The sequence below is a fragment of the Heliomicrobium modesticaldum Ice1 genome (assembly GCF_000019165.1).
Lineage (GTDB): Bacteria > Bacillota > Desulfitobacteriia > Heliobacteriales > Heliobacteriaceae > Heliomicrobium > Heliomicrobium modesticaldum.
The window spans coordinates 2,133,423-2,160,253 of record NC_010337.2; the positions used below are offsets into that span (position 1 = coordinate 2,133,423).

General features: G+C 61.7%; 28 protein-coding genes and 1 riboswitch. Of the genes, 25 read left to right on the forward strand and 3 right to left on the reverse strand.

Annotated features, from left to right (window positions below; all coding sequences use genetic code 11):
- Positions 1-37 precede the first annotated feature (37 nt).
- The 17 genes from metK to hslO all read left to right on the forward strand — a co-directional run bounded on the left by metK (position 38) and on the right by hslO (position 18,629).
- Positions 38-1,231 (forward strand): methionine adenosyltransferase, encoded by a 1,194-nt coding sequence (gene metK, locus HM1_RS09620; protein ID WP_012283187.1) that lies wholly within the window; start codon positions 38-40, stop codon positions 1,229-1,231.
- Positions 1,232-1,370: 139 nt separating this feature from the next.
- Positions 1,371-3,755, forward strand: a complete 2,385-nt coding sequence (priA, locus tag HM1_RS09625) for a replication restart helicase PriA (protein ID WP_049754103.1) — start codon at positions 1,371-1,373, stop codon at positions 3,753-3,755.
- A 90-nt stretch (positions 3,756-3,845) separates the two neighbouring features.
- Positions 3,846-4,301 (forward strand): peptide deformylase, encoded by a 456-nt coding sequence (def, locus tag HM1_RS09630; protein WP_012283189.1) that lies wholly within the window; start codon positions 3,846-3,848, stop codon positions 4,299-4,301.
- 8 nt (positions 4,302-4,309) lie between these two features.
- Entirely contained in the window at positions 4,310-5,260 is a 951-nt protein-coding gene (gene fmt, locus HM1_RS09635; protein WP_012283190.1) for a methionyl-tRNA formyltransferase, read from the forward strand.
- A gap of 31 nt (positions 5,261-5,291) precedes the next feature.
- Positions 5,292-6,125 (forward strand): DUF116 domain-containing protein, encoded by an 834-nt coding sequence (locus HM1_RS09640; RefSeq protein ID WP_012283191.1) that lies wholly within the window; start codon positions 5,292-5,294, stop codon positions 6,123-6,125.
- Positions 6,125-7,483, forward strand: a complete 1,359-nt coding sequence (gene rsmB / locus HM1_RS09645) for a 16S rRNA (cytosine(967)-C(5))-methyltransferase RsmB (RefSeq protein ID WP_041313687.1) — start codon at positions 6,125-6,127, stop codon at positions 7,481-7,483. The genes HM1_RS09640 and rsmB overlap by 1 nt, the downstream gene beginning before the upstream one ends.
- A 2-nt stretch (positions 7,484-7,485) precedes the next feature.
- The gene (rlmN, locus tag HM1_RS09650; protein ID WP_236995075.1) at positions 7,486-8,637 is read left to right on the forward strand and encodes a dual-specificity RNA methyltransferase RlmN; all 1,152 of its coding nucleotides are present in this window, start codon (positions 7,486-7,488) and stop codon (positions 8,635-8,637) included.
- On the forward strand, positions 8,634-9,389 hold the full coding sequence (locus tag HM1_RS09655) for a Stp1/IreP family PP2C-type Ser/Thr phosphatase (protein WP_012283193.1): 756 nt from the start codon (positions 8,634-8,636) through the stop codon (positions 9,387-9,389). The genes rlmN and HM1_RS09655 overlap by 4 nt, the downstream gene beginning before the upstream one ends.
- On the forward strand, positions 9,386-11,278 hold the full coding sequence (gene pknB, locus HM1_RS09660; RefSeq protein WP_041313689.1) for a Stk1 family PASTA domain-containing Ser/Thr kinase: 1,893 nt from the start codon (positions 9,386-9,388) through the stop codon (positions 11,276-11,278). Before HM1_RS09655 ends, pknB begins: the two co-directional genes overlap by 4 nt.
- A 75-nt stretch (positions 11,279-11,353) precedes the next feature.
- Positions 11,354-12,265 carry a ribosome small subunit-dependent GTPase A gene (gene rsgA, locus HM1_RS09665; protein ID WP_012283195.1) on the forward strand — a complete coding sequence of 304 codons (912 nt, stop codon included), beginning with the start codon at positions 11,354-11,356 and terminating at the stop codon, positions 12,263-12,265.
- Positions 12,262-12,924 (forward strand): ribulose-phosphate 3-epimerase, encoded by a 663-nt coding sequence (rpe, locus tag HM1_RS09670; RefSeq protein WP_012283196.1) that lies wholly within the window; start codon positions 12,262-12,264, stop codon positions 12,922-12,924. Before rsgA ends, rpe begins: the two co-directional genes overlap by 4 nt.
- Positions 12,925-12,981: 57 nt before the next feature.
- Positions 12,982-13,098: riboswitch (FMN riboswitch) on the forward strand.
- A gap of 136 nt (positions 13,099-13,234) precedes the next feature.
- Positions 13,235-14,359: a bifunctional diaminohydroxyphosphoribosylaminopyrimidine deaminase/5-amino-6-(5-phosphoribosylamino)uracil reductase RibD gene (gene ribD / locus HM1_RS09675; RefSeq protein WP_012283197.1), complete on the forward strand. Its 1,125-nt coding sequence runs from the start codon at positions 13,235-13,237 to the stop codon at positions 14,357-14,359.
- The gene (locus HM1_RS09680; protein WP_012283198.1) at positions 14,341-15,000 is read left to right on the forward strand and encodes a riboflavin synthase; all 660 of its coding nucleotides are present in this window, start codon (positions 14,341-14,343) and stop codon (positions 14,998-15,000) included. Before ribD ends, HM1_RS09680 begins: the two co-directional genes overlap by 19 nt.
- 12 nt (positions 15,001-15,012) lie before the next feature.
- Positions 15,013-16,206 (forward strand): bifunctional 3,4-dihydroxy-2-butanone-4-phosphate synthase/GTP cyclohydrolase II, encoded by a 1,194-nt coding sequence (locus HM1_RS09685; protein ID WP_012283199.1) that lies wholly within the window; start codon positions 15,013-15,015, stop codon positions 16,204-16,206.
- A 24-nt stretch (positions 16,207-16,230) separates the two neighbouring features.
- Positions 16,231-16,701: a 6,7-dimethyl-8-ribityllumazine synthase gene (gene ribH, locus HM1_RS09690; protein WP_012283200.1), complete on the forward strand. Its 471-nt coding sequence runs from the start codon at positions 16,231-16,233 to the stop codon at positions 16,699-16,701.
- A gap of 4 nt (positions 16,702-16,705) precedes the next feature.
- A complete protein-coding gene (locus tag HM1_RS09695) occupies positions 16,706-17,641 on the forward strand; it encodes a bifunctional hydroxymethylpyrimidine kinase/phosphomethylpyrimidine kinase (RefSeq protein WP_012283201.1) in 936 nt (311 codons plus the stop codon).
- A gap of 73 nt (positions 17,642-17,714) precedes the next feature.
- A complete protein-coding gene (gene hslO / locus HM1_RS09700; protein ID WP_012283202.1) occupies positions 17,715-18,629 on the forward strand; it encodes an Hsp33 family molecular chaperone HslO in 915 nt (304 codons plus the stop codon).
- Positions 18,630-18,738: 109 nt separating this feature from the next.
- On the opposite strand, the gene rpmB is transcribed toward hslO, so the two are convergent.
- Positions 18,739-18,930, reverse strand: coding sequence for a 50S ribosomal protein L28 (rpmB, locus tag HM1_RS15255; RefSeq protein WP_012283203.1), 192 nt, complete (start codon positions 18,928-18,930; stop codon positions 18,739-18,741).
- A 172-nt stretch (positions 18,931-19,102) separates the two neighbouring features.
- On the opposite strand from rpmB, the gene HM1_RS09705 reads away from it, so the two are divergent.
- From HM1_RS09705 to HM1_RS09720, 5 genes are read left to right on the forward strand one after another with little or no spacing between them, the layout of a single operon-like run.
- Positions 19,103-19,291 (forward strand): DUF1858 domain-containing protein, encoded by a 189-nt coding sequence (locus tag HM1_RS09705; protein ID WP_041315371.1) that lies wholly within the window; start codon positions 19,103-19,105, stop codon positions 19,289-19,291.
- A 34-nt stretch (positions 19,292-19,325) separates the two neighbouring features.
- Positions 19,326-19,685, forward strand: a complete 360-nt coding sequence (locus tag HM1_RS09710) for an Asp23/Gls24 family envelope stress response protein (protein WP_012283204.1) — start codon at positions 19,326-19,328, stop codon at positions 19,683-19,685.
- Positions 19,657-19,857 carry a hypothetical protein gene (locus tag HM1_RS15585; protein WP_148207124.1) on the forward strand — a complete coding sequence of 67 codons (201 nt, stop codon included), beginning with the start codon at positions 19,657-19,659 and terminating at the stop codon, positions 19,855-19,857. The genes HM1_RS09710 and HM1_RS15585 overlap by 29 nt, the downstream gene beginning before the upstream one ends.
- Complete coding sequence (recG, locus tag HM1_RS09715) at positions 19,854-22,340, forward strand: ATP-dependent DNA helicase RecG (RefSeq protein ID WP_012283206.1); 2,487 nt, start codon at positions 19,854-19,856, stop codon at positions 22,338-22,340. The genes HM1_RS15585 and recG overlap by 4 nt, the downstream gene beginning before the upstream one ends.
- A 33-nt stretch (positions 22,341-22,373) precedes the next feature.
- Positions 22,374-22,556, forward strand: a complete 183-nt coding sequence (locus HM1_RS09720) for a small, acid-soluble spore protein, alpha/beta type (protein ID WP_012283207.1) — start codon at positions 22,374-22,376, stop codon at positions 22,554-22,556.
- A gap of 142 nt (positions 22,557-22,698) precedes the next feature.
- Here the strand turns inward: HM1_RS09720 and gpr are convergent, their stop codons facing one another.
- The gene (gene gpr, locus HM1_RS09725) at positions 22,699-23,685 is read right to left on the reverse strand and encodes a GPR endopeptidase (protein WP_012283208.1); all 987 of its coding nucleotides are present in this window, start codon (positions 23,683-23,685) and stop codon (positions 22,699-22,701) included.
- 124 nt (positions 23,686-23,809) lie between these two features.
- Between gpr and rsmD the strand changes: the two genes are divergently transcribed.
- Genes rsmD through HM1_RS09740 form a run of 3 tightly spaced genes read left to right on the forward strand, consistent with a single transcriptional unit; the run spans position 23,810 to position 25,436 of the window.
- Complete coding sequence (rsmD, locus tag HM1_RS09730; RefSeq protein ID WP_012283209.1) at positions 23,810-24,397, forward strand: 16S rRNA (guanine(966)-N(2))-methyltransferase RsmD; 588 nt, start codon at positions 23,810-23,812, stop codon at positions 24,395-24,397.
- Positions 24,394-24,900, forward strand: coding sequence for a pantetheine-phosphate adenylyltransferase (coaD, locus tag HM1_RS09735; protein WP_012283210.1), 507 nt, complete (start codon positions 24,394-24,396; stop codon positions 24,898-24,900). The genes rsmD and coaD overlap by 4 nt, the downstream gene beginning before the upstream one ends.
- Before the next feature lie 17 nt (positions 24,901-24,917).
- Positions 24,918-25,436, forward strand: coding sequence for a hypothetical protein (locus HM1_RS09740; RefSeq protein ID WP_012283211.1), 519 nt, complete (start codon positions 24,918-24,920; stop codon positions 25,434-25,436).
- A gap of 81 nt (positions 25,437-25,517) precedes the next feature.
- On the opposite strand, the gene HM1_RS09745 is transcribed toward HM1_RS09740, so the two are convergent.
- Complete coding sequence (locus tag HM1_RS09745) at positions 25,518-26,702, reverse strand: nucleoside recognition domain-containing protein (protein ID WP_012283212.1); 1,185 nt, start codon at positions 26,700-26,702, stop codon at positions 25,518-25,520.
- Between the last annotated feature and the right edge of the window lie 129 nt (positions 26,703-26,831).

Genomic DNA, 26,831 nt, shown 5'->3' on the forward strand with positions numbered 1-26,831 from the left:
AACTTTTTCAGCGAAAGCCGCGAAGGAGGAAACAGATTTGAGCCGTAAACGTCTCTTTACGTCGGAATCTGTCACCGAAGGCCATCCCGATAAGGTGGCTGACCAGATTTCGGACTCCGTACTTGATGCCATCCTTGCACAAGACCCCATGGCGCGGGTGGCCTGTGAAACATCGGTGACGACCGGCTTGGTGCTGGTTGCCGGCGAGATCACCACCAAGTGCTATGTTGATATTCCCAAAGTCGTGCGCCAAACGATCCGCGAGATCGGCTATACCCGTGCGAAATTTGGTTTTGACTGTGAAACCTGCGCCGTCCTCACCTCCATCGACGAGCAGTCGCCTGACATCGCCATGGGCGTTGACAAGGCGCTGGAAGCCCGCACCGGCGAGATGAGCGAAAGTGAAATCGAAGCCACCGGCGCCGGCGACCAGGGGATGATGTTTGGCTACGCCACCAATGAAACCGAAGAGTACATGCCCATGCCCATCTCTCTGGCTCACAAGTTGGCCCGCCGCCTCTCCGAGGTCCGCAAGACGGCGGAACTGGAATACCTCCGACCTGACGGCAAGACCCAGGTCACTGTCGAGTATGACGGCGATAAGCCGGTCCGCGTCGACACCGTCGTCATCTCGGCCCAGCACTCGCCGGAAGTTTCTCTGGACACGATCAAGCAGGATCTGATCGAGCGAGTCATCCTGCCCATCATTCCCCCGGGCCTGCTCGACGATAAGACCCGCTACTTCATCAACCCCACCGGTCGATTCGTCATCGGCGGACCTCAGGGTGACGCCGGTCTGACAGGTCGCAAGATCATCGTCGACACCTACGGCGGCATGGCCCGTCACGGCGGCGGCGCTTTCTCCGGCAAGGATCCCACAAAGGTGGACCGCTCAGCGGCCTATGCGGCTCGGCATGTGGCCAAGAACGTCGTCGCCGCCGGTTTGGCAGATCGCTGTGAGATTCAGTTGGCTTACGCCATCGGCGTCGCCCATCCTGTCTCGGTATTGGTCGAGACCTTCGGCACCGCCAAGGTAGACGAAGCCTCCATTGAAAAATGGGTCAAAGAGGTCTTCGACCTCCGTCCCGCCGGTATCATCAAGGAACTGCAACTGCGCCGGCCCATCTACCGCCAGACGGCGGCTTACGGCCACTTCGGCCGCGTCGATCTTGACCTCCCCTGGGAGCGCCTCGACAAGGTGGAAGCGCTGAAGAAACTGGCTGGCCTGTAAGTCCTGACATGGAAGCCCGGAGTCAACGCTCCGGGCTTTTTCAATTCACCGGAATTGCTTGCATCTCTTGGTATAATGGAGAGAGCGACGACACGTACCGGCAAGCATTTCAACAGCAGCGGCAGGGGGGTGCAACGGCATGGGAGCGAACGGCATGGCGGCTGGTCGGAGACAGGAACTTGCCCAGGTGATCGTCGATATTCCGCACCGCGATCTGGATAGGGTTTTTCATTATCGCATCCCCGAGACCCTGGCCGGGGAGGTCGAGCCGGGCCGCGAGGTCTGGGTCGCCTTTCACGGTAAACTGACCCGCGGTTGGGTGCTGGAGCTGGAGGTCGCAACGGCAGAGTTGGAAAGAGCTTTCGCTCTCCAGCCGGTCGAGGCGGTCAACGGAAGCTATCGGTTAGGCCATGACCTGCTCGCCCTCGTGCCTTGGCTGGCTCGTGAAACCTTGGGGACGAAAGCTGACGTGCTGCGGCTGATGGCTCCGCCCGGTCCGCCTGTCCGTCCCGCCGCCTGGGTGCTTTTGGCCGCCAAGCCGGATCGGGAGGCGATCGCCTTCTGGGAGGGGATCGACCCGGAATGTGCCGATCTGCTCCGCCGCCTCTCTCGGGCGCCGCAGCGGCGGATGAAATACGCCTCTTTGACCGGCAAAGGAGGTGGCGTGCCGCCGGCGGTGATTGATCGCCTGAGCGACGCCGGGCTGGTGACGGTACGACAGCTCTTGCCTAAGTTGGCAGAGAGAGCGACGATGGAGAGGGCGAGGGAAAAAGCGCACCAAACGGAGACTATAGCGGACCCCGCAGCAAAACCAGCGTCGATAACAAACAGCAGTGCGTTACCGCCGCTGTTCCCCGAGCCGGCCCTTACCCCTGATCAGAAGCAGGCCGTCCATTATCTGACGGAAGCGCTTGACGCAGCCGGGAGGGGCGGCGACAGCCGGCCCTTCTTGCTCCACGGCGTGACCGGCAGCGGTAAGACGGAGGTCTATATCTGCGCCATCCGGGAGGCCTTGGCCCGTGGACGCCAGGCGCTGCTGCTGGTGCCGGAGATCGCCCTGACGCCTCAGACAGAGCGGCGGCTGCGGGAACGCTTCGGCAGCCAGGTGGCCCTGCTGCACAGCGGCCTCGCCGATGCGGCAAGGCGGCAGGAATGGCAGCGCATCTACCGGGGGGAGGCCGACCTCGTCGTCGGCGCTCGTTCCGCTGTCTTCGCTCCGCTGCCCAGGCTGGGTCTGATCATCGTCGATGAGGAGCATGAGCCCTCTTACCGGCAGGACAATGACCTGAAGTATCATGCCCGGGAGACGGCGATGGAGCGCGCCCGCCACTGCGGCGCTGTTGTTGTCTTCGGTTCGGCGACGCCAGCCCTGGAAACGTATGCCCAGGCGCTTTCGGGACGGTTCCAGCTGCTCAAATTGCGCCAGCGTCCGGCAGGCGGACAACTGCCTCCCGTCGATGTGATCGACATGCGCGACGAGTTGGCTGCCGGGAATAAGGGCATGCTTTCCCGGTATTTGTTGAAGGCTGTCGAGGAGCGGCTGCAGCGGCGGCAGCAGGTGATCCTCTACCTGAACCGGCGTGGTTTTTCCACCTTTGTCATCTGCCGCGAGTGCGGAACCGTTGTTACTTGTCCCCACTGTTCCATTTCTCTCGTCTACCATCGTCACGGGGAGCAGTTGCATTGCCATTACTGCAACTTCCGCCAGGATGTGCCGGAAAGGTGCCCCCATTGCCGGAGTCGGGCGATCCGCTATTTCGGCACCGGCACCCAGCGGATCGAGGAAGAATTGCGGGCGCGCTTTCCCGGTGTGCCGGTCCTGCGCATGGACCGCGATGTGGCAGCACAGGAGGGGATTGCGCCGGTTCTTGACGCCTTTGGCCGCGGCGAAGCGCCCATCCTCGTCGGGACTCAGATGATCGCCAAGGGACTCGACTTTCCCCGGGTGACGTTGGTCGGTGTTCTCGCCGCCGACGCCTCCCTGCACATCTCTGACTTTCGCGCTGCTGAACGGACTTTTCAACTGCTCTCCCAGGTGGCCGGACGGGCGGGGCGGGCGCGGGAACCGGGCCAGGTGGTTTTGCAGACCTACTGTCCTGAGCATTACTGCCTGCAGGCGGTGCAGTTGCACGATTATGAAGGGTTTTTCCGCCGCGAAATCGAATTACGGCAACAGCTGGGTTATCCGCCCTTCGCTCGGCTGGCCCGCGTCCTCTTTTCCGGTCCCGAGGAGCCCCTCGTCCGGGTGGCGGCTGATACGTGGGCGGAGATCCTGCGCCAACAGGCTGGTGCTGTGACGATGGGCCTCTCATCAGGTCTGGCGCAGCCGGAGATCGATGTCTGGGGGCCGGCGCCGGCGCCGGTGGCCAAGGTGGAGAACCGTTTTCGCTGGCTCTTGACCTTGCGGGTGAAGGGTGACAGGCTGGCGGCGCTCCGGGCGGCGCTGATCGCCGCCGAAGGGGAATACAGCCGCCGTCGCGGCCGCCCAGCCGGTGTGACGATCAGCCTCATGCTCAATCCATAAAAGGTGGGAAATGATGTTTTTCCATGCTCCTTGATCCGGGTTTGCGATATGATATTTTGGATAGATTTAAAGCCGACGGGAGGGTTTTCTTTGGCCGTTTATGAAATTCTAAAGATGGGCGATCCTGTGTTACGCGAAAAGGCGAAGCCGGTCACCCGTTTCAACAGCAACCTGGGTCGGCTGATTGACGATATGTTCGATACGATGGCGGCGGCCCGGGGTGTGGGCCTCGCCGCGCCTCAGATCGGCATCGGCAAGCGCGTCTGTGTCGTCGAGGTGGGCAAACGGCGATTTGAGTTGGTCAATCCGGAGATCATCGAGGCCGAAGGCGAACAGTGTGACGCCGAAGGCTGTCTCTCCATTCCCGACTACACCGGCAGGGTGAAGCGCTTCCAGCGAGTCCGCGTCAAGGCCCAGGATCGAAAGGGCGAGACCTTTATCGCTGAGGGCACAGACCTGCTCGCCGTGGCCTTCCAGCATGAGATCGACCATTTGGACGGGATCCTCTTTGTCGATCGCGTCGAAAACGACAATCCGGAGGAGTGACCGCTTCGATGCGTCTGGTCTTTATGGGGACGCCCGATTTCGCTGTTCCCACCTTGGAAGCGATTGTAGCGGCTGGTCATGAAGTGGCCCTTGTCGTCACCCGGCCCGATCGCCCGCGCGGGCGGGGCCAAAAACCGCAGCCCAGTCCTGTCAAGGAGGCGGCCTTGCGGTTGGGCCTCCCTGTCGATCATCCCGCCTGTTTGGATAACGAGTTTGTGCAAAAATTGAAGGATCTGGGCGTGGAGGCCGGGGTGGTGGTCGCCTTCGGGCGGATCCTGCCGCCGCGGCTGCTCGACGCTTTTCCGCAGCGCTGGATCAATGTCCATGCCTCCCTGTTGCCGAAATATCGCGGCGCAGCGCCCATCCACCGGGCTGTCATCGACGGGGAAAAAGAGACAGGGATCACAACGATGTTGATGAGCGAGGGGCTTGACGAAGGGGACATGCTCTTGAAGCGTTCCCTGGCTATCGGTCCCGATGATACGACCGGCCAGGTCCATGACGCCTTGGCCGAATTGGGCGCCCGGTTGCTGGTGGAGACGCTGGCGGCGATGGAAGCGGGGCGATTGCAGCCTCAGCCTCAGGACGGCAGCCAGGCGAGTTATGCGCCCATGCTCGCACGGGCTGACGAGCAGGTGGACTGGAGTGCCCCGGCAGAGGCGGTCCACAATCGGGTGCGCGGCATGAATCCCTGGCCGGGCGCTTTTACCATGGACGAGGGCAAGATCCTGAAGATCCTGCGAGGGCGGTTGCGCCATGAGGGGTTACCGTTACCCGACCCAACCGGTTCGGCGGCGCATCCAGGGGAGATTCTGCAGATTGTCGGCGATGAGGTGGCTGTTGCCACTGGCGCTGGCGTCTACTGGCTGTCCGAGGTCCGCCCGGCCGGCGGCAAGACGATGACAGCCGGGGCCTATGCACGGGGACGGAGGATAGGACCGGGATTTCGGTTCGGTTGAGATTGGAAGTTACATTGGGAGCGTTGGAGCCATGCCAATCCGCAAGCGGTTGTTTATTGGCCTGATGGTGGCCAGCTTTCTCGCCCTGATCGGGCTGGCGCTTCTCGGCTGGTATCTTGTCAAATACCAAAACTACCCCTGGAACAAGGTGTTGATCGGCCTGCTGGGGATCACCTTTCTCGCTGTCACGGTGTTGATCGCCTTTGGCATCGGCGGGATGATCCTCTCTATCTGGCAGGATCGCGCCATTCCTTCGGTCTATCGTTGGACGCGGATGGCGGTCAACATACTCTTTCCCATGGCACTGGTCATTGCTCGTTTCTTCGGGATCAGCCCTGATCGTCTGAAAAGCAGTTTCATCGAGGTGAGCAACCAGTTGGTGCGGCTGCGCAAGGTGACCGTCGCGCCGGAACGGTTGATGATCCTGGCGCCCCATTGCCTGCAAAAGACGACCTGCCCCCACAAGATCACCCTCGATATCTACAACTGCAAGCGCTGCGGCGCCTGTCCCGTTCATGACCTGATCGAACTGACGGAACGCTATGGTGTGAACCTGACCATCGTCTCCGGCGGGACCTGGGCAAGAAAAGCGATTCTGGAGAAGCGCCCTCAGGCCATCGTGGCCATCGCCTGTGAACGGGACCTGACGAGCGGCATCCAGGATGTTGATTTTCTTCCCGTTTTGGGCATACTGAATGATCGGCCTGAGGGACCCTGTTGCAACACCCTGGTCAACATGAGCCGTCTCGAACAGGCGGTGCGTTACTTTCTCTATGACGAGCGCGCCGACTGGATCAACAGCGGGGTGATCGGAACGGTGCTGGAAAAATCGGCGCTCCCTGAACGCCGGGCGGAGGTATCTTGATGCAGCCATCGCCGAGAGGCGTCGCCTTGGACGTGCTCAACGCCGTCGAAGAACGAAAGGCCTATGCCAACTTGCAATTGACCCATGCCCTGGAGGGGAGCGGACTGCACCGGCTCGATCGCGGCCTTGTGTCCGAATTGGTGCTGGGCGTGCTCCGTCGTCAAAATGCCCTTGATTTTGCCCTTGACGGGCTGTTGAAGCGGCCCGGCGACGTGCACCCGGTGGCGCGCCGTCTCCTGCGGCTCGGCGCCTACCAGATTCTCTATTTGGACCGCATCCCTGATGCCGCCGCCTGCCATGAGACGGTGGAACTGGCCAAACAGGCGGGCTTGGGACGCCTGACGTCGCTGATCAACGGCGTGCTGCGTCAACTGGTCCGGCGTCGCGACGAGATCCCTTGGCCGCGCTGGGAAGACAAGCCAGTAGCGCATCTCACTGTCGTCGAGTCCCATCCCGAGTGGCTCGTCCGTCGCTGGCTCAAGCAGTTCGGCGCCGAGCGGACCCGGGCGATCTGCCAGGCTAACAACCGACCGGCGGCGGTGTCGCTCCGGGTCAACAGACTGCGCGTCAGCCGGGACGCCTTTCTGCAACGACTGGCTGACGCCGGTGTGGAAGCCTTCCCTTCGGCCTTGCACGGCATGGGAGTCCGGCTGGCCTCGGCCTCGGCGGTGACGCGCCTGCCTGGATTTGCCGAAGGGCTCTTCACCGTTCAGGATGAGAGCTCTATGGTCGTCGCGCCGGTCGTCGACCCGCAGCCGGGGGAGATCGTCCTGGACGCCTGCGCAGCGCCGGGGGGGAAGACGACCCATATGGCTGAATGGAGCGGCGACAAGGCGACCATCTATTCCTGGGACATCCACCCCCACAAGTTGGGCTTGATCCGGGAGAATTGCCGGCGGCTGGGGATCGAGCGCGTCCAGGTGGAGGCTATCGATGCCCGCCAGCCGGCGGAGGCCTTGCGAGGCGGCGTCGACCGCCTGCTGTTAGACGCACCCTGCAGCGGCCTTGGTGTGTTGCGCCGCAAACCGGAACTGCGCTACCGCATCTTTGAGGCCGATCTGGTCCGGCTGCGGGAGCTGCAGCGGGAGTTGCTGGACGGTGTGGCGCCGCTCGTCAAACCGGGCGGGGTGCTTGTCTATTCCACTTGCACGATCGAGCCGGAGGAAAACTTCCAGCAGGTGAAAGACTTCCTGCAGCGCCACCCTGACTTCGGCGCCGACGATCTGTCGCCCTTCTTGCCGGAATTGGATTTTACGGAGGAAGAGAAGCGGCAGTCGGCCAAGGGCTATTTTCAGATACTGCCCCATCGCTTTCAGACGGACGGGTTTTTCGTGGCCCGGTTAAGGAGGCGGTCTTGAACGTGAAGGAACCGGCGGAAGAGGCGGCCATACAGCTGCGCACCGAGAGGCAGCGGATTGAACCGGAGGGAGAAGAGCAGTCGGAACAACCTACTGACTTGCGCGGCCTCTTTCCCGAGGAGATTGCGGCTCTGCTCACGCCATGGGGCCAACCGACCTTCCGTGGCAAGCAGATATTCAAATGGCTTCAAAACCGGGCTGTCCGCGAAGTCGCCGAGATGACCGACCTGCCCCAGGCGCTGCGGGTCAGGCTGGGAGAAGCGGGGTGGCTGAAGCCTCTCGCCCCGGAACGGCACCGCGTCGCCCGTGACGGCACCGAGAAATACCTCTGGCGGCTGGCTGACGGTGAGCTGATCGAGTCGGTCCTCATGCCTTACCGGCGCGCTCAGACCCGGGACCGTGTAACCGTCTGTCTGTCCACACAGGCCGGCTGTCCGCTCAGTTGCCGTTTTTGCGCCACAGGCCGGCAGGGTTTTCGGCGGAACTTGACAGCCGCCGAGATCGTCGGACAGGTGCTGGACATTACCCACGAAAAGCGCAAGGATGATCCCGATTTCAAGGTGACGAATCTTGTTTTCATGGGGATGGGCGAGCCCTTTTTAAATTATGACAACGTCCGCCGGGCCATCGGTCTCTTCACCCATCCCGAGGGGCAGGCCATCGGACAGCGCCGGATCACCGTCTCCACCGCCGGCATTGTGCCCGGTATCGACCGCTTCGCCGACGAGGACTGGGAGGTGAACCTGGCCTTGTCGCTCCACGCTGCCGATGACAAACAGCGCAGCGAGTGGATGCCGGTGAACGACCGGTTTCCCCTGGCTCAGGTGCTGGAAGCCTGCCGGCGCTACTGGGAGAAGACGCGCCGGCGCCTTTCCGTCGAGTACGCTCTCATGGCGGGTGTCAACGACCGGCTTGAGGACGCCAGGCGACTGGCCTCGCTGTTCAAGGGTTGGCCCATCCACTTGAACCTGATTCCCGTCAATGCCGTCGCCGGGATAGGGGTTCGGAGGCCGGAGCGGGAACCGACAGAACGCTTTCTCGCGGAACTGCGGCGTTGGGGGGTGGACGCCGTCATCCGTGAGGAGCGGGGACAGGATATCGAGGCGGCCTGCGGGCAATTGCGCGGGGCCGCCAAGGGGGAGGAGGAGGCATGAACGTCATCGCTCGCACCGACAAAGGGCGAGTTCGGCCGACCAACGAGGACAGTCATTTCTGTGATGTGGCGCAGGGGCTCTTTCTGGTCGCCGACGGGATGGGCGGTCATGAGGCCGGGGAGGTCGCCAGTGCGCTGGCGGTAGAGGCCTTTGCCGCCCATTGGCGCGAAACAGAGGGGAAGGGGGAACCGGGAACCCGGCTGGAGGCGGCCTGTCGGGAGGCGAACCGGCGCATTTACCGAGAATCGGTGAACCAGCCCAAGTGGGCCGGTATGGGCACGACGCTCACAGCCGCTCATCTGACGACGTCTACACTCACCGTGGCCCATGTGGGCGATAGCCGCGCCTACCTCTTCCATGACGGGCAGGTCCGCCTGCTGACGCGGGACCATTCCCTGGTGGAAGAGATGATCCGCCTTGGCAAGATTACCGAGGCGGAGGCCCAGTCCCACCCACAGCGCAACATCATCACCCGCGCCTTGGGCACCCGCGATGATGTGCAGGTGGACCTGATGACAGTGCCTTGGACGGAGCAGGATCTGTTGCTCTTGTGCACCGACGGCCTGACCAACCTGGTGACGGCTGAGGAGATGGGCCGGCTCTTGGATTCGAACGCCGCGATTCCCTTTCAACGGGAGGGCCTGGAACGCGCCGCCGACGCTATGATGAACCTTGCCCTGGAACGGGGCGGTTATGACAATGTCACTTTCCTGATCATATGGCAAGAGGAAGGTGAGGGGTGGCAGGTATGATCGGACGCATCTTCGGCAATCGTTATGAAATCGTCGAACTCCTAGGCGGCGGCGGGATGGCCCAGGTCTTTAAAGGCTGGGATCGGTCGCTGCAACGGGCTGTCACCGTCAAAATCCTTCGCGAAAATCTCTGTTCTGACGAAGAGTTTGTCCGCCGCTTTCAACGGGAGGCCCAGGCGGTGGCCGGTTTGTCTCATCCCAATATCGTCAATGTTTATGACGTGGGCCGCGAGGGCAAGACCGACTACATAGTGATGGAGTTCATCGATGGACCGACGCTGAAGGAGGTCATCCGCAGCCGGGCGCCTTTGCCGCCTGAGGAGGCCGTCGAACTGGCCAAGCAGATCTGCGACGCCCTCGAACATGCCCACGAGCGCGGCATCATCCATCGCGATATCAAGCCCCACAACATCCTGATCACCCGGACAGGGCGGGTGAAGGTGACTGATTTTGGGATCGCCCGCTCCATCGCCCAGAACACGATGACCATGGACCGTTCCATCGTCGGGTCTGTCCACTATCTGTCGCCGGAACAGGCGCGGGGGCTGCCGGTTGATGAAAAATCGGACATCTATGCACTCGGCGTCGTCATGTACGAACTGTTGAGCGGACAGCTGCCTTTTCAGGGGGAGACGCCAATCGCCGTGGCCCTCCAACAGATCCAGGAGCAGCCTCAGGCATTGTCCGTCCTGAACCATCGTGTGCCCCCTGCGCTGGAGCAGGTGGTGTTGCGGGCCATGGAGAAAGAGCCGGCTCGCCGCTATGGCAACGCTCGGGCGTTTCGGCAGGACCTGGAGCGGGTTTTTACCGGCCAGGTGGCGGGACGGTTGCCTCATGCTGATGACGACAGCCCGACAGTGCGTCTCGATGGGGCTGCTGCCCGCATCGATGCAGAGCTTGCCGCCACGGAGCGGAAAGAAGAAGGGAAAGGCGCCCGTCGCGCCGATCCAGGAAAAGGTAAGCGGTCCTGGGGCGTCTGGGCTGCAGGGCTGTTGACGGCGGTGTTGTTGTTGGCGAGTCTGACCTTCGCCTGGACGCGCTATATGAGTGTGCCCGAGGTGACCGTGCCGAAGGTCAAAGGGATTCGCGTCACCGAGGCTATCGAGCGGCTGGAAAAACTGGGGCTCCGCGCCGAGACCAACTATGTCTTTGATAACGCCAACGCCCATATGGTCATCGCCCAGGACCCCGACGAAAATCAGGTGGTCAAGCAAAACAGGGTCGTCAAACTGACGGTGAGCCAGGGGCCCAAGCTGATCCGCGTTCCCAATGTGACGGGTAAAGCGTTGCGAGACGCCCAGGTGGCGCTCAAAGAGGCCAACTTCACCGTCAGCGCGGAAGAGGTCTTCGACGAAAACCCGGTCGGGACCGTCCTCTCTCAGTCTCCGGCAGCCAACTCGGAACAGCCGGGGGATACGGTCATCCAACTGCGGGTCAGCAAAGGGCCGGAGGTGAAGGCCACCATGCCTTCCCTGGTGGGGAGCAAGCTTCAGGAAGCCCAGGCCAAGCTGGAGCCGCTGAAGATCGATCTCAAACTGAAGCTCCAGGAGAACGCCACCTTGCCGCCCTGGACGATACTCGCCCAGGAACCGTCGCCGAACGCCCCGCTCAAACCCGGCGATCCTGTCACCCTGACCTACTGTATCCCGCCGGCCAACGCTTCGCCGGCCGGTCCGGTCAAATCATCGGTGCGCGTCTTTGTCCCCAATGACGGCAAAGAGCATATGGTGCGCATCGTCTTTCTCGACGAGCAGGGCGGTCAGAAGGAACTCTACCATCAGCGGCATAAGGCCGGCGAGATCGTCAGCCAGGAGGTCGCCACCACAGGCAGGGGAACGGTTCAGGCCTATGTGGACCAGATGGTGTACTGGGAGCGCAAGGTGGAGTGAGGCGCTATGTGAACGCAGCGAAGGCAAGCGCCACAGCGCTAAGGCGAGTAAACTGGAGTAATGGAGGAGCCCCGTTTGAACCAAAGGGAGACGGAAGGAACGATCATCAAAGGATACAGCGGGTTTTACTATGTCCTCGCCGGCGGTCGGTTGTACACCTGCTCCTTGCGGGGCAAGTTCCGATTGAAGGGCGATGACCGCGTCTTTTTGCCCGGTGATCAGGTGCGCATCTGCGTCATGGAAGGGGACAAGGGGGTCATCGAAGGGGTGTTGCCTCGGCGGAACGAGTTGCTGCGCCCGCCAGTGGCCAACGTGGATCAGGTGCTCCTGGTCTTTGCTCTGGCAGCGCCTGACCCCGATTTCGTCCTTGTCGACCGGTTGCTCGTCCTGGCGGCTCATGCCGGCATCCAGCCTGTCCTCGTCTGGAACAAGGCGGACATCGCCTCGCCCGAGCGTGTCGCCCAGGTCCAGGCGCTCTACAGGGATATCTCGATAGCCCAGTTCGTCCTCTCGGCACGGCAGGGGGAGAACCTGGAGGGGTTGAAGGGCTTGCTGGAGGATCGCATCTCCGTTGTCGCCGGCCCCTCAGGGGCGGGCAAGTCGACCCTCCTTAACGCGCTGGCGCCGGGGTTGTCGCTCAAGACGGGCGAGGTGAGCGCCAAGATCGGACGCGGCCGCCACACCACCCGCCATGTAGAGCTGATCCCACTGGCGTCGGGCGCGCTGGTTGCCGATACGCCCGGCTTTTCGACGCTCTACCTGCCTGATATCTCTCCCCAGGACCTGCCTGAATTGTTTCCGGAGATGGTGCCCCATCTCGGCAGCTGCCGCTTTGCCAGTTGTCTGCACAAGACAGAGCCGGACTGCGCCGTCATCGAGGCTGTCGAGGCGGGGCAGATCCACCGCCAGCGCTACGACCACTACCTGATGTTCCTGAACGAATTGATCGAGCGGGAACGGCAGGCCCCGAAAGGAAGAAAATCATGACGATCAAAATTGCGCCATCGATCCTGTCGGCCGACTTCGCCAACCTGGGCGCGCAGGTCGCTGCCGTGGAAGCGGGCGGCGCCGAGTACCTGCACATCGACGTGATGGACGGCCACTTCGTGCCCAACATCACCATCGGTCCCCTTGTCGTGGCGGCGTTGCGGGAGCGCAGCCGGATGGTTTTTGACACCCACCTCATGATCGAAGCCCCGGACAAGTACATCCTCGATTTCATCCAAGCTGGCGCGGACCTGATCACGGTCCATCAGGAAGCTTGTGTTCACTTGCACCGCACCCTGTCATTGATCAAAGAAAAAGGCGCCCGGGCCGGCGTAGCCCTTAACCCGGCCACGCCCTGGCAGAGTCTGTCCTGCATCCTGCCCATGGTCGATCTGGTCTTGGTCATGTCCGTCAACCCCGGTTTTGGCGGTCAGAAGTTCATCGCCGGCGCCCTGCCCAAGATCGAAGCGCTGGCCCGTTATCGCCAAGCGCAGGGCCTTCACTACGAGATTCAGGTCGACGGCGGCGTCAACAGGACGACGGCATCTCAGGTTGTCCAGGCCGGGGCCGACGTGTTGGTGGCTGGTTCCGCTCTCTTCGGGACGTCCGATCCCCGGGCTGAGGTAGCCCAACTCCGGGCGGCTGCGCTGACCCTTTGACAGGATTCGCGCCGGTTGGTATAATCGATTCTGCAGTAAAAAGCATGATGGAATGGGTGTTTTCCTTGGGGACGGGTGCAATTCCCTACCGGCGGTACAGCCCGCGAGCCCTTCGGGGCAGATCCGGTGTGATTCCGGGGCCGACAGTGATAGTCTGGATGGGAAGGGGAAACGAAGAGGCGGCTGGTGCATGAGCAGCTTGTCCTTGCTTTGTCCTGCCGTTGCGGTCTCGGTCAAAGTGTTGTTTCTGTATCCCCGGGGAAACTAACCCCGGGGGTTCTTCGTTTTCCCGGAGAGTGGTGGTGTTGAGTTGATTCCGGAAGACTTTTCATTCATGGACCGCGCCCTGGAACTTGCCGCCCTAGCCTTAGGCCGGACAAGCCCCAACCCGGTCGTCGGCGCGGTTGTTGTCAAGGATGGCCGCGTCATCGGGGAAGGGTATCATCGGAAAGCGGGGACGCCTCATGCGGAGGTTCACGCCTTGCGCCAGGCCGGTGAGGCCGCCTGCGGCGGGACCCTCTATGTGACCCTTGAACCGTGCAACCATCATGGACGGACACCGCCCTGCACTGAAGCGATCATCGCCGCCAAGATCAGCCGGGTGGTGGCCGCCGTGGCGGATCCCAACCCCCAGGTGGCGGGGCAGGGATTTGCCAGGCTGCGAGAGGCCGGCATCGAAGTCGATGTGGGGGTGATGGCCGATGCGGCCATCACCATCAATCAGCCCTTTTTCACTTGGGTGACGCGCAAGCGGCCTTGGGTGTTGCTCAAATGGGCCATGACGGCAGACGGCAAGATCGCCACCGCATCAGGTGACAGCCGCTGGGTCAGCAGTCCGGCGTCGCGGCGCAAGGTCCACCAGTGGCGCAATCGCCTTGACGCCATCCTGGTCGGCATCGGCACGGTGCTGGCCGATGATCCCCAGTTGACTGTCCGCCTCGCCGAAAAGGATTGTCGCAACCCTATCCGTATCATCGTCGACAGCAAGGCGCGGACACCGCTGACGGCGAAGGTCCTGTCGGCGGAGGCGAAGACCATCATCGCTGTCACCGAGGCGGCGCCGGCGGAGCAGGTGGCAGCGCTCGAACAGGCCGGGGCCACCGTCCTGCGCTGCCCAGCCGATGCCGGCGGATGCGTCGACCTGTCCTATCTGTTGCACCGACTCGCCTGTGACAACGTCACGTCGCTTTTGGTGGAGGGCGGGGCGCGCATCCATGGCGCCTTTTTAGATGGAAACCTGGCCGACCGGGCGGCCATCTTCCTGGCCCCGAAGATCGTCGGCGGAGAAGGGGCGCCGTCGCCGGTCGGCGGGACCGGAGCGGCCCTGATGGCCAAGGCCCGCCGGCTGCAAAGATGTGTGATGACCTCTGTCGGAGACGATTGGCTGCTCGAAGGGGTGCTGCAGGAGGTGAGGCCGTGTTTACCGGAATCGTAGAGGAATTAGGCGTCGTCCGGGCGATTTCCCGGGGTGCCCGCTCAGCCAAGATCGAGATCAACGCAAAAACGGTCGTTGAGGACGTGAAGCTCGGCGATTCCATCGCCGTCAACGGCGTCTGTCTGACGGTCGTCCGTTATGATGGGAGCAGCTTTACGGCTGATGTGATGGCCGAGACGCTCGACCGCACCGCCCTGTCGGAACTGCAGCCGGGACACCGGGTCAACCTGGAGCGGGCTGTCCGTGTCGGCGACCGCCTGGGCGGCCATATCGTTTCCGGTCACATCGACGCCGTCGGTGTCATCCGAGGCCAAGAGCGCGTCGACATTGCCGTCGTGACGGAGATCGCCGCGCCGCCGGAACTGTTGCGCTATGTCATCCCGAAGGGCTCCATCGCCATCGACGGCATCAGCCTGACGGTGGTCGATGTCTTTGAGGCGGCCTTCACCGTCTCCTTGATCCCCCACACGGCCGGGATGACGACGCTGGGCTTGAAAAAGCCAGGCCACAAGGTCAATCTGGAGGCCGACGTGATCGGCAAGTATGTGGAACGCCTGCTTACCGGCAGGATACCGTCCGCCGCGGCGACCGGAAAAGGCTCCCGCCTGACCCGCGAGTTTTTGCTGGAAAATGGATATTAAGAGGTGAATCCCTTGGCATTTAGCACGATTGAGGAAGCCCTTCAGGATATCCGAGACGGCCGCATGATCATCGTCGTCGACGATGAGGATCGCGAGAACGAAGGCGACCTGCTGATGGCGGCGGAAAAGGCCACGCCGGAGGCGATCAATTTCATGGCCACCTTCGGCCGAGGCTTGATCTGCGTCCCTATGACGGGGGAACGGCTCGACGCCCTGGAGATCCATGCCATGGTCCGCGATAACACGGACCGCATGCAGACGGCCTTCACCGTCTCCGTCGACGCCATAAGCTGCACCACCGGCATCTCAGCCTATGAACGAAACCAGACGATCCACACCCTGCTCGACGCCAAGACGAAGCCCGACGATCTGCGCAAGCCAGGCCACATCTTCCCGCTGCGCGCCCGTGACGGCGGTGTGCTGGTGCGGGCGGGCCACACGGAAGCCGCTGTCGACCTGGCCCGGATGGCCGGCCTCTACCCGGCTGGCGTCATCTGCGAGATCATGGCCGATGACGGCACGATGGCGCGGATCCCGGAATTGCTGCCCTTCGCGGAAAAACATAACCTCAAGATCATCACCATCGCCGATCTGATCGAGTACCGGCGCAGGACAGAAAAACTGATCCGGCGGATAGAGATGATCAAACTGCCCACCAAATACGGCGATTTTATGGCAGTCGCCTATGAGAGCCTCCTCGACGGCGAAGGCCATCTGGCCATCGTCAAAGGGAATGTGGAAGAGGGCGAGGAGCCGGTGCTCGTGCGGGTCCACTCGGAATGCCTCACCGGCGACGTGCTCGGCTCTAAGCGCTGTGACTGCGGCGACCAGTTAGCCAGCGCGCTTCGGCGGATCGAGGAAGAGGGCCGCGGCGTCGTCCTCTACATGCGCCAAGAGGGCCGTGGCATCGGCCTGATCAACAAGATCCGCGCCTACAAGCTTCAGGACATGGGTGCCGACACCGTTCAGGCCAACGAGATGCTCGGCTTTCCCGCCGACCTGCGCGATTACGGAACCGGCGCTCAGATCCTGGCCGACTTGGGGCTGAAAAAGATCCGCCTCATGACCAACAACCCGCGCAAGATCAAGGGGTTGGAAGGTTACGGTCTCTCTGTCGTCGAACGGGTGCCGATCATCATCGACTGTGTCCCTGAAAACGAACGGTACTTGAAGACGAAGGAAGAGAAACTGGGGCATCTGCTCTAATAAAGTGAAGGAGTCGATCCATTCATGCCAGGCGCTATCTATGAAGGCCATCTGATTGGCCAAGGGTTGAAAATCGGCATCGTCGTTTCTCGTTTTAACGAGTTCATCTCCTCCAAACTGGTTGCCGGCGCCCAGGACGCCCTGTTGCGCCACGGCGTCTCCGACCAGGATGTGCATGTCGCCTGGGTTCCCGGCGCTTTCGAGATCCCTCTGGTGGCCAAAAAAATGACGACCAAGGGTTACGACGCCGTCATCTGTCTCGGCGCCGTCATCCGCGGTGCGACGCCCCATTTTGACTATGTCTGCAGCGAGGTGTCCAAAGGCGTCGCCCAGGTGGGACTCCAATCGGGCGTTCCCACCATCTTTGGGGTCCTCACGACCGACACGATCGAGCAGGCCATCGAGCGAGCGGGGACGAAGGCAGGCAACAAGGGCTGGGACGCCGCCATGTCGGCCATCGAGATGGCTAATCTGCTGCGCAGCATCGGCGGTTGATCCGATGGAGCGGATTCCGTCGGCTATCACCGTGCAGAGCCTGGTGGCCCGGGGGTTTGTCGGTAATTCGGCCGTCATCCCCGGGTTCCTGGCCTGTCGGGTTGAACCTTACCCGGTTCACACGGTCCTGCTCGGTGCCCATGGCGCCGTTCGTCCCCGGCGAGGCGGCGTCGTCCCTTCGCCCCTTTTCTACGGCCTGCTGCGCTCCCTCGAGGAGGCGGAGGCCGACCTGATTCTGAGCGGCTATCTCGGTTCAGCCGAACAGGGAGAGATCTTGGCCGATTGGCTGTCCCGCCGGATGGCGGCGAAGGGGTCGCTCCCTTACCTGCTCGATCCCGTGCTGGGCGATGATCCTTACGGGCTCTATGTGACGCCGGCGGTGGTCGATGTGGTCCGGGAGCGGCTGTTGCCCATGGCCCAGGTGATCACGCCCAATCCCTTTGAGGTGCTAAAATTGGCCGGAATGGATCCGGCAGCGGCAGACCGCAGTGAGCCTGTGATCATAGCAGCAGCACGTCGCCTGTTGGCATCAGCCGCGGGGCCTTGCTCCCCTGGGCCCGACTCCGGGCTCCAGTGGGTGATCGTCACCAGTTGGCGGCGGGAGAACAACCGGATCTACACCCTCGCCCTGGGACGGGAAGCGGCCTTTGAGATCGGCGTCAATGCAGTGCCCTGGTCCGCCTACGGCACAGGGGATCTCTTTGCCGCCATCGTAGCGGCTGGGATCTGCCACGGCCGGTCCGTTCCAGAAGCCTGCGCTGCGGCGGCTTGCGCTGTGACAACGGCCCTGAAAGAGGCGCAAAGCAACGGCGCGGATACAGTCATGCCGATCGGGCTTCCTGACTTTTATCAGATATCAGCCGGTAAAGCTGCAGTGGATGTCGGCGGCCAATGTGACTGTGGCCTAACGCTTCGGCGCTTTGAACCTCAGTCGGCTTGATTGCCATTCCTAAAAAGGGCAAGCTTATGCCTGATTTTTGCCGCTACGTTGGAAAGGAAGAGGGATTACAGCGATGGCTGTCACGAAGGGCGATGAACTTATACGGGCCACAACCCAAGACGGCATGGTGCGCTTTATCGGCGCCAGAACGACGGAACTGGTAGGCCGGGCCAGGGAACTGCACGGGACATGGCCCGTTCCGACGGCGGCCCTGGGCCGGGCTTTGACGGCGGCGTCCCTCTTGGGGGCTTTGCAGAAAAATGATGAGAAGATGACCTTGCGCATCCTCGGCGACGGTCCCCTTGGAGCGGTGGTCGCCCAGGGCGACGCCCGGGGGCGGGTGCGCGGTTATGTGCAGCATCCGGAACTGGACCTGCCGCCGACGGCGGAAGGGAAGCTTGATGTAGGCGGCGCCGTGGGCCGTCAGGGCCATATCCATGTGACGCGGGACCTGGGGCTGAAAGAGGCCTACACAGGGACAGCCGAATTGGTCTCCGGCGAGATCGCCGAGGATCTGACCCAATACTTCCTCATCTCCGAACAGACGCCGAGCGCCGTCGCCCTGGGCGTTCTCATCGATGTGGACGGTTCGGTCAAGTCTGCCGGCGGCTACCTTCTTCAGTTGATGCCTGGCGCCGATGATACCATGATCGATCAGTTGGAGGCGCGGATCGCACGGATCGGCTCCATCAGCCAGTACTGGTCCACAGGCAAGAGCGTCCGCGATCTCATGGAAGAACTCCTGGAGGGCATGGAACCGAAGGTGCTGGCCGCTTATCGACCGGAGTTTTTCTGCGGCTGCGACCGAGAGCGCGTCGCCGCGTTGCTCAAGAGCCTCGGCGCTGACGAACTGGCCGATATGCGCAAGACGCAGAGGGGCGCCGAGGTGCGGTGCCATTTTTGCAATCAAGTCCACTTCTTCGCTCCTGAGGAACTTAAAGCTTGGGAACAAGAAAGCGCACGGCACCGGGAAGACGAAGGGAAATAAGGCGAAAGAAAAGAGAAATCAGGTGAAAGAAAAGCAAAAAGTCCTTTGACCAACAGGTCAAAGGACTTGACGCTTCGGGGTTATCGGCAACCGCAGGGGACGCGGTTGGTTAGACGGACCGCTGAACTTTGCCCGAACGGAGGCAGCGGGTACAAACATTCAGACGAACAGGTGCACCCTTGACGACCGCGCGAACGCGCTGGAGGTTGGGGGACCAGGTGCGTTTTGTGCGGATGTGGGAGTGACTGACTTGCATCCCCATTTGAACCCCTTTGCCACAAATGGCGCATTTCCGTGCCATGATTCCACCTCCTTGGGCTCGAAAAAAATCACTATTACAGTCTAACAGACAGTTTGTCTTTTGGCAAGATCTTGGACGCAGGCAAAAAGGAATTCTTCCGCCATTGACGAATAGATCGGCAGGTAGCAAAACTTGCAAGGGAGGGAGCGATTTGGGGAGAATAACCAAGGACATGTCATTGATGGCATTGCTGCAGACGTACCCTGAAGCCGGTGAAATCCTGGCACGGTACGGGATGAGCTGCCTCGGTTGCATGGGTTCCGCCACAGAGACGATTGAAGGCGGCGCCAAGATGCATGACATTGACCTTCAGGTCCTCCTGGCGGAATTGCAGCGGTTGGAAAGGCAGGGGCCCAGGTGAGGTCCTTTTTTTATAGGAAGGAGTGTGACCGGTGATGACGGTGAAAAATCACTCTGACATGGGCAGTGTTTCCATCGCCGACGATGTGATCGCCAATCTGGCCGGACAGGCGGCGAAGGAGTGTTATGGTCTGGTAGGTATGGCGCCCAAGCATGTCTTTGCAGGGATCGGCGTCAACAAGCGGGCGGAAAAGGCTGCTCAGGGCATCCAGGTGAACGCCTACGGCGATCACTCGGTTTCCTTGGATCTGCATGTGATCATGACCTATGGCGTTCGCATTCCCGAAGTGGCTCGGACGGTCATGGAACGGGTCAAGTCAGCTATCGAGGACCAACTGGGCTTATCTGTTCGCGAGGTGAACGTCCATGTCCATGGACTCAAGATCCCCGATTGAGGCGCCCTTGGACAGGCCTTCTTTAGCCGCCTTGATCCGGGGCGGCGCCGACCGGACCGAAGTCAACCGGCATCAGGTGGATCGGATGAACCTATCTCCCGTGCTTGACGACGATAGGGGCAGCGACCTGTCGTTGACGCTGCGCGCCTGCGCCGAGGGAGTAAGGGCATGAAATGGCAATCCTTGTGGCAGAACCTGCGGAGAGCTGTCGATGCGGAGTGCCATTGCGGTTACACCGACGGCGGCGTTGTCGGCGGCTTTGCGGCCTTTGCCCGTTCAGCCCTCATCGCCCTGCGCCGGGAAGCGGTGGACGTTCCCGGCCCTTGGGGCGCGCGCCTGGCCTTGTGGGAGGGCCAACTGCAATACTATCGGCAGCAGCCGATCCCTGAACGGCGTCATCTGGTGGAACAGATCTCACAAAACCTCAGTGCGCTCGAATTGGCCTTGTCGCCGCAACTGCCGGTAACGCCCCCTTCGGCGATACCATCCCGTCCGGTGGAGCTGTCAGGGAAGGCGCCAACCCGAACGGCGCCTCGACGGGCAGCGTCGTCACACAACGCCGCCGTCTCCCCGTCCGGCCCAGATCGTCCGCTTTCCCGCAGCAGTGCGGGACCGGGCACGGAGATCCAGTTCCTGCGCGGCGTAGGGCCTCAGCGGGCGGCGCTGCTGAAGAAGCTGGGCATCGCCACCGTGCGGGATCTGCTCTTTCACCTGCCCCATCGCTACATCGACCGGAGCCGGCTGATGAGCATCGCCCAGATCCGCTACCCAGGCGACGTGACGGTGGCCGGCGTGATCCGTGCCTACCAGCAGTGGAACCCACGGCGCGGGTTGGCGGTGATCAAGGGCCAGATCGACGACGGCAGCGGTCTGCTGCCGATCGTGCTCTTCAATCGCAAACACCTGCCGGCCAAGTACCCGCCCGGAACGGCTGTCGTCGTCTCCGGCAAGGTTGAGTTCCGCTACGGCAAGGCAGAACTGCTTGTGGAGGAGATGGAAAACCAGGCTGAGGCGGGACTTCACACCAACCGGATCATTCCCGTCTACCCGGCCACAGAGGGCTTGAACCAGCGGTTTCTGCGAGGCCTGTACGGACAGGTGCTGGACAAATACGCCCCATCGCTGATCGATCCCCTTCCGACCCCAGTGGCAGCGAAGGTGAAACTGCCTTCCCTTGTCGAGGCTGTTCGCCAGATCCACTTTCCCGAAAGTCTGGAAGCGGCCGAGGCGGGTCGGCGCAAAGTCGCCTTCAACGAGATTTTTTTGCTGTCCACGGCCTGGCGCTATGTGCGTCGGCAAAAGCAAGGGCGCATCGAGGGGGTTCGGCACCAGCCGGCGCGGGAAGAGTTACAGCGCTTTTGGTCGCTTTTGCCCTATACACTGACAGGGGCGCAGCAGCGGGTGATCAGCGAAATCGAGGCCGATATGGAAGCCGACAGACCCATGCACCGTCTGCTCCAGGGCGATGTGGGCGCCGGCAAGACGGTGGTGGCCGCTTCGGCTGTCGTGAAGGCCGTCGCCTCCGGCTATCAAGCGGCCTTAATGGCGCCGACAGAGGTCCTGGCGGAGCAACATGCCATCAACTGGCAGAGCCTGCTGGCCAACATGGCCATGCCGGTGGCTCATCTGACCGGGTCAATGGGACGGCGCCGCCGCGAGGAGGTCCTGCGCGGTTTAGCCGACGGCTCCATCCCTGTCGTCGTGGGCACCCACGCTTTGTTGCAAAAGGAGGTGACCTTTCGTCGCCTCGGTCTGGTGATCATTGATGAACAGCATCGCTTCGGTGTTCGGCAGCGGGCTGTTCTGAAGGGAAAGAGCGAGGCGGCCGATCTGTTGGTGATGACGGCGACACCGATCCCGCGCACCCTGGCCATGACCGTCTACGGCGATCTCGATGTGTCGATCCTCGATGAGCGTCCGCCGGGCCGGCGGCAGGTGAAGACTCATCATGTGGGCAGCGACGCCTGGCCGCGCATCTACCGGTTGATGCGCCGGGAGGTGGCCGCAGGTCATCAGGCCTATGTGGTCTGCCCGGCCATCGAGGACTCGGAGGAATCAGACCTGGCCGCTGTGGAGGAGCGCTATGCCACCCTGTCCCGCAATGTCTTCCCCGATCTGGCCGTCGGCATCCTCCACGGGCGGCTGAAGAAAGAAGAAAAGGCCGCCGTGATGGAGCGTTTCTACCGCGGTCAATTGCACATCCTCGTCGCCACGACGGTGATCGAGGTGGGCGTTGACGTGCCCGCGGCGACGATCATGGTCATCGAGGGGGCCGAACGGTTCGGCTTGGCCCAACTGCACCAGTTGCGGGGACGGGTTGGCCGTGGCGACGCCCAGTCTTACTGCATCCTCGTGGCTGACAAACTCTCCGAGGAGGGACGGCAGCGCATGCGGGCCATGGAAGCGAGCGACGACGGATTCCGTCTCGCCGAGGAGGACTTGAAATTGCGTGGGCCCGGTGAATTCCTGGGAACGCGACAGAGCGGCATCCCCGTGTTTAAAGCAGCTGATTTGGTTCGTGACGCTGATCTGATGGAAATGGCGAAGGAATGGGCTCGTCATTGGTCGGAACAGGACCCCGAACTTGAGGCGCCGGAGAGCCGCGAACTGGCCCGGCGGGTGAGGGAGACTTTTCATGGATTGGATCTGTTCTGACGGGCGATCCTTATAGGCGAGGAGGTGAACACCTTGCCGGAACGGGATCGCGACGAATTGTCGCCGCAACTGGAGGACCTTAAAATGGAAGTGGCTCAGGAGATCGGTCTAGGCCACCGCTTTCAGGGCGCCAAAAAGGACGGCGCCACAACGGGAGCGCAGCCGGGCAAGCGACCGGGTTGTGCAAAGGATGATGCAGCTCGGCGACCCGTCTAGCACAGCGCGGCCATGATCGAAGCAGCCGGTCAGAGCAGTCGACAGCGCTGTTAATCGCCGGCGAAAAAGTGATGGGCACAGCAGTCGACAGAGAGCCGCGTAAGAAAAGAGCGATCCCCGTAAGGGACGCTCTTCGCCCTTTTTATTGCAGGTACTGGGTCCATTGGTCCGGCCCGATGGACGGATGGAGCGCTTGGGCGATCCCGGCTGAGACCACGCGGGAGGTCTGCTGGATCAGCTGGTCGATCTCCTTGGGCGTCATGATCAGGTCCCGCTGGAAGGGGCCGAGGACCTCTTCGATGATCTGCTGCATCGCCTCCGGATTGATCCCTTTGTACAAACGGTAGAGGGTGGGGCTCGTCTGAAACTGTTGCATCAGTTTTTCGATGGCCTCATGGGCGATGATGCCGGCATGGACGACGGTGGGGATGCCGAGCGCCACGACGGGACAGCCCATCGTCTCCAGGTTGATCCCGGCCCGTTTGTTGCCGACGCCTGAACCGGGCTGGATGCCTGTGTTCGCCAGTTGGATGCTCGTGGCGATGCGGTCGACAGAGCGGGTGGCCAGTGCGTCGATGGCGATGATCAGATCGGGCCCTGTTTTTTCCACGATCCCTTTAATGATCTCTGCTGTCTCGATCCCTGTCAGGCCGAGGACGCCGGGAGCGATGGCGCTGACGGGACGGAGATGGCCTGCCAGTTCCTCCGGCGCAAAGTGGTGCAGGTGGCGGGTGACAAGGGTCGATTCGACCACCTTAGGCCCGAGGGCGTCCGGGGTGGCGTTCCAGTTGCCAAGTCCGACGACGAGAACCGAACTGTTGGGTCCGATCTGCAGGAGTCGGCGCAGTTCATGGGCCAGGATCGTCGAGATGGCCTGGTGGGCTTCTCGATTGTTCTCCCGCAAGGGCGGCGCGTCAATGGTCACGTAGGTTCCCCGCGGCTTGGCCATGGCCTGTTCGCCCTGTTCCGATTCGACGACGACGGTGGTGACGACCGCCTGCGGGTGTTCGGTCCGAAAGATCCGCACACCGGGCACATCAGCGCCCATCTCCCGGCGGATGACGTCATGGGCCTCGACGGCCATGTCCAAGCGGATGCCGAGGTTGCTGTACAGAGTGGAGCGATTCACAGCGATTCCTCCTTCCCTCCTCAATGTGCCCTCTGGGACGGGAGGCTCATTCCGTTGTTGCGGGAATTGTCGAACGAGGGAGGCCATGCTATAATCTGGGTAATGCGGTAGAGGGGGATTGGATGTGCGGATCATATCCGGCCAAGCCCGAGGCCGCCGCCTCGTCTCTGTCAAGGGTTGGGAGACGCGGCCTACGGCCGATCGCGTGAAAGAAGCGCTGTTCAGTGTTCTGGCCGGGCGTTGCCTTGAGGCGCAATGCCTGGATCTGTTTGCGGGAACGGGCGCCTTGGGCCTTGAGGCCCTCAGCCGGGGCGCTGCCTTCGTATATTGGGTGGAAAAACATCCGGCTGCCTGTGCCGTCATCGCAAAAAACATCGAAGCAACCGGTTTGAACAGGGGAAAAGTGCTGAAGCAGGATGTTCGGCAGGCCTGCCAGCGGCTGCTCGCCGAAGGAAGGCGCTTTGATTTGATCTTTGCCGACCCACCTTATAAGCGGGAACTCTGGCTGCCTGTGTTGGAGTCGGCCGCCGCCGGCCTGTTGGCGACGGCAGGGACCTTGATCCTGGAAAGCAGCCGCGATGAAGGGCTTCCTGAAGAATTCGGTTCCCTGATCCGGAGGAAGCAGGACCGCTATGGAGACACCATGATTCATTACTACCAGTGGAAGCGGTCGCCGGAACCGGACGAACGCCGTGAGGAGGCCGATTCGTGACTGTTGCCGTCTATCCGGGCAGTTTTGATCCCATCACCAAGGGTCATATGGACATCGTGGAGCGGGCTGCCCAGATTTTTCATGAAGTGATCGTCGCTGTCGTGATCAATCCCAACAAAAAACCGCTCTTCACGATGGACGAGCGCGTCGAGATGATCCGGATGGCCGTTTCTCATATCTCGAACGTTCGCGTCGAGTCTTTTTCTGGGTTGCTCGTCGATTTTACGCGCAAGCAGGGCGCCCGGGCCATCGTGCGGGGCTTGCGGGCTGTTTCCGATTTCGAGGTGGAGTTTCAGATGGCTCTCATGAACAAACGGCTCTATCCTGAGGTGGAGACGGTTTTCATGGCCACCCATACCGACTACGCCTTTCTCAGCAGTTCCATGGTCAAAGAAGTGGCCTCCTTCGGCGGAGACGTCTCAGATTATCTGCCGCCGGCGGTGCTCGCCAGGATGGCAGAAAAATACGGCGATACCGTACGGGGAAAGGCGCCGGTCAGATAGAAAGGGGAACCTGTTCGATGGAGCGTTCACAGGCGTTGGAAGGGAATTCGTCGCGCTTCGGCGAAGGCAGAAATGTCTTGCGCCTCCTGGACGAACTGGAAGAATTGATCGAGACATCGACGCGCATCCCGATCACCGGCAAGGTGCTTGTGGATGATCATACTCTCCTAGATTTTCTGGATCGCATCCGCACGGGACTCCCCGAAGAGCTGCGCCAGGCTAAGTGGCTGACGAAGGAACGGCAGCGGGTCATTCAGGAGGCCGAAGCCGAGTGCCAGCAGATGATTGAAGAGACGAAGGCTTATGTGGCCAAGCTGGCCGGTGAGACGGAGATCGTTCGGATGGCCCAGCAGAAGTCCGAGGAGATCCTGGCTGAGGCCCGTCGTCAGGCGGCGGAGTTACAAAATGACGCCCGCCAGTATGCCGACGATGTCCTTCGCCAGATCGAACATACCCTGTCTAAGTCTATCAACACAGTCCGGAAAGGACGGGAAGAACTGCAGGTCACCTGGGAGCGGGGAGGGCAAGATTACTGATCCCCCGCGCCGAGGTGGAGATCTACCCGTATTAAGGTGCAAGTCGTTTCAGCGGGGTGTCGAGGGACGCCCTTTTTATTTTTATCGTTTCGTCACCCCTTTTCGGGCGGACAGGCCCGCCCGGAGAAGGAGCAGACATGCCAGGGCCAGATAGGCGATCCCGGTGAAACCGGGCCAGAACGGCCAGGTTTGGAGACTAAAGATGGGAGGGATGCAGGCGGAAGCGAGTGAAGAGGGTATATGGAGCAGCCAAAGGCTGACAATGGCCATGGAAAGGATGCCTTGCGCCAGCCTGGCCAGGATGTAGCGGCTCATGCGCACCCCCGTTCCGGCCAGACAGGTCGCGACCTGGGCCAAGATGGAGAGGCCGCTCCAGGACAGGAGCAAGGCGGTCAAAACAAGACGCTGGGATAGGGGAGCTTGGGCCACCGCGATCTGCTGACAGCCGATGCTCATCTCCAGCGCCCCTGACAGGAGTCCCGGCGCCAGATCGGGGCTGCACTGAAGGGCAGAGAGCGCCTTTTCCAACAGCGCCAGCAGCGGCGCGAGCAACCCCCCGGCGGAGAACAGCCGGAAGAGGACGACGAAAAACATGGTATACCCACCGATGATCAGGATGTTGTGCATTCCTTTGCCGATTGCCCTTCCCAGTGTCTCCCCGGCGGTCCCGGGCTGGGTCAGGAAGGTTTGCCATTCCCTATTCAAACGGGAACGGAAGGGAAGGGGCGCCGTGGCGCGAGACACAGGTGACAGGCGGGCATGGATCAAGCCGACAAGCAGGTTGGCCATGTAGTGGGATGCTGCCAGCAGCAGTCCCGCTTCCGATGATCCGAACATGCCGGCGCCGACGGCGCCGAGCATGAACAGGGGGCTGGCGTTGTTGGTGAACAGGACGAGCCGTTCGCCTTCCGCAGGCGTCAACAGGCCCTCTTGGATCAGGCGAGCTGTCATAATTGCGCCGACGGGAAAACCGGAGGTGAATCCCACGGCGACAACGACGGCGGCTGCGCCAGGAAGACGAAAGAGTGGCTGCATCAGCGGTTCCAGCACAGCGCCGATCAACCGGGGCAAACCGAGGGCCAGGATCAGTTCAGCGACCACCAGAAAGGGAAACAGGGCCGGCAACAAGACGGTCAACCAGAGTTGTAATCCTTCCCGCGCCGCGGAGAGTGACAGGGCCGGGTAAAAGACGATGAGCGGGGTCAAAAGCAGCAAGAAAAGCGTCACGATCAGCGATCCGGGGACCCTAGGGATAGGCGAGATCATCTACACAAGCCTCCAATTATCTGTGAAATTCCGAAAATTTGGAGATCATCATCTTGACGAAATCTTCTGCTTAAATGACAATGGTAGACCAATGGGGTATATTAAAGAAAAAAGTCACAATTACAAGGG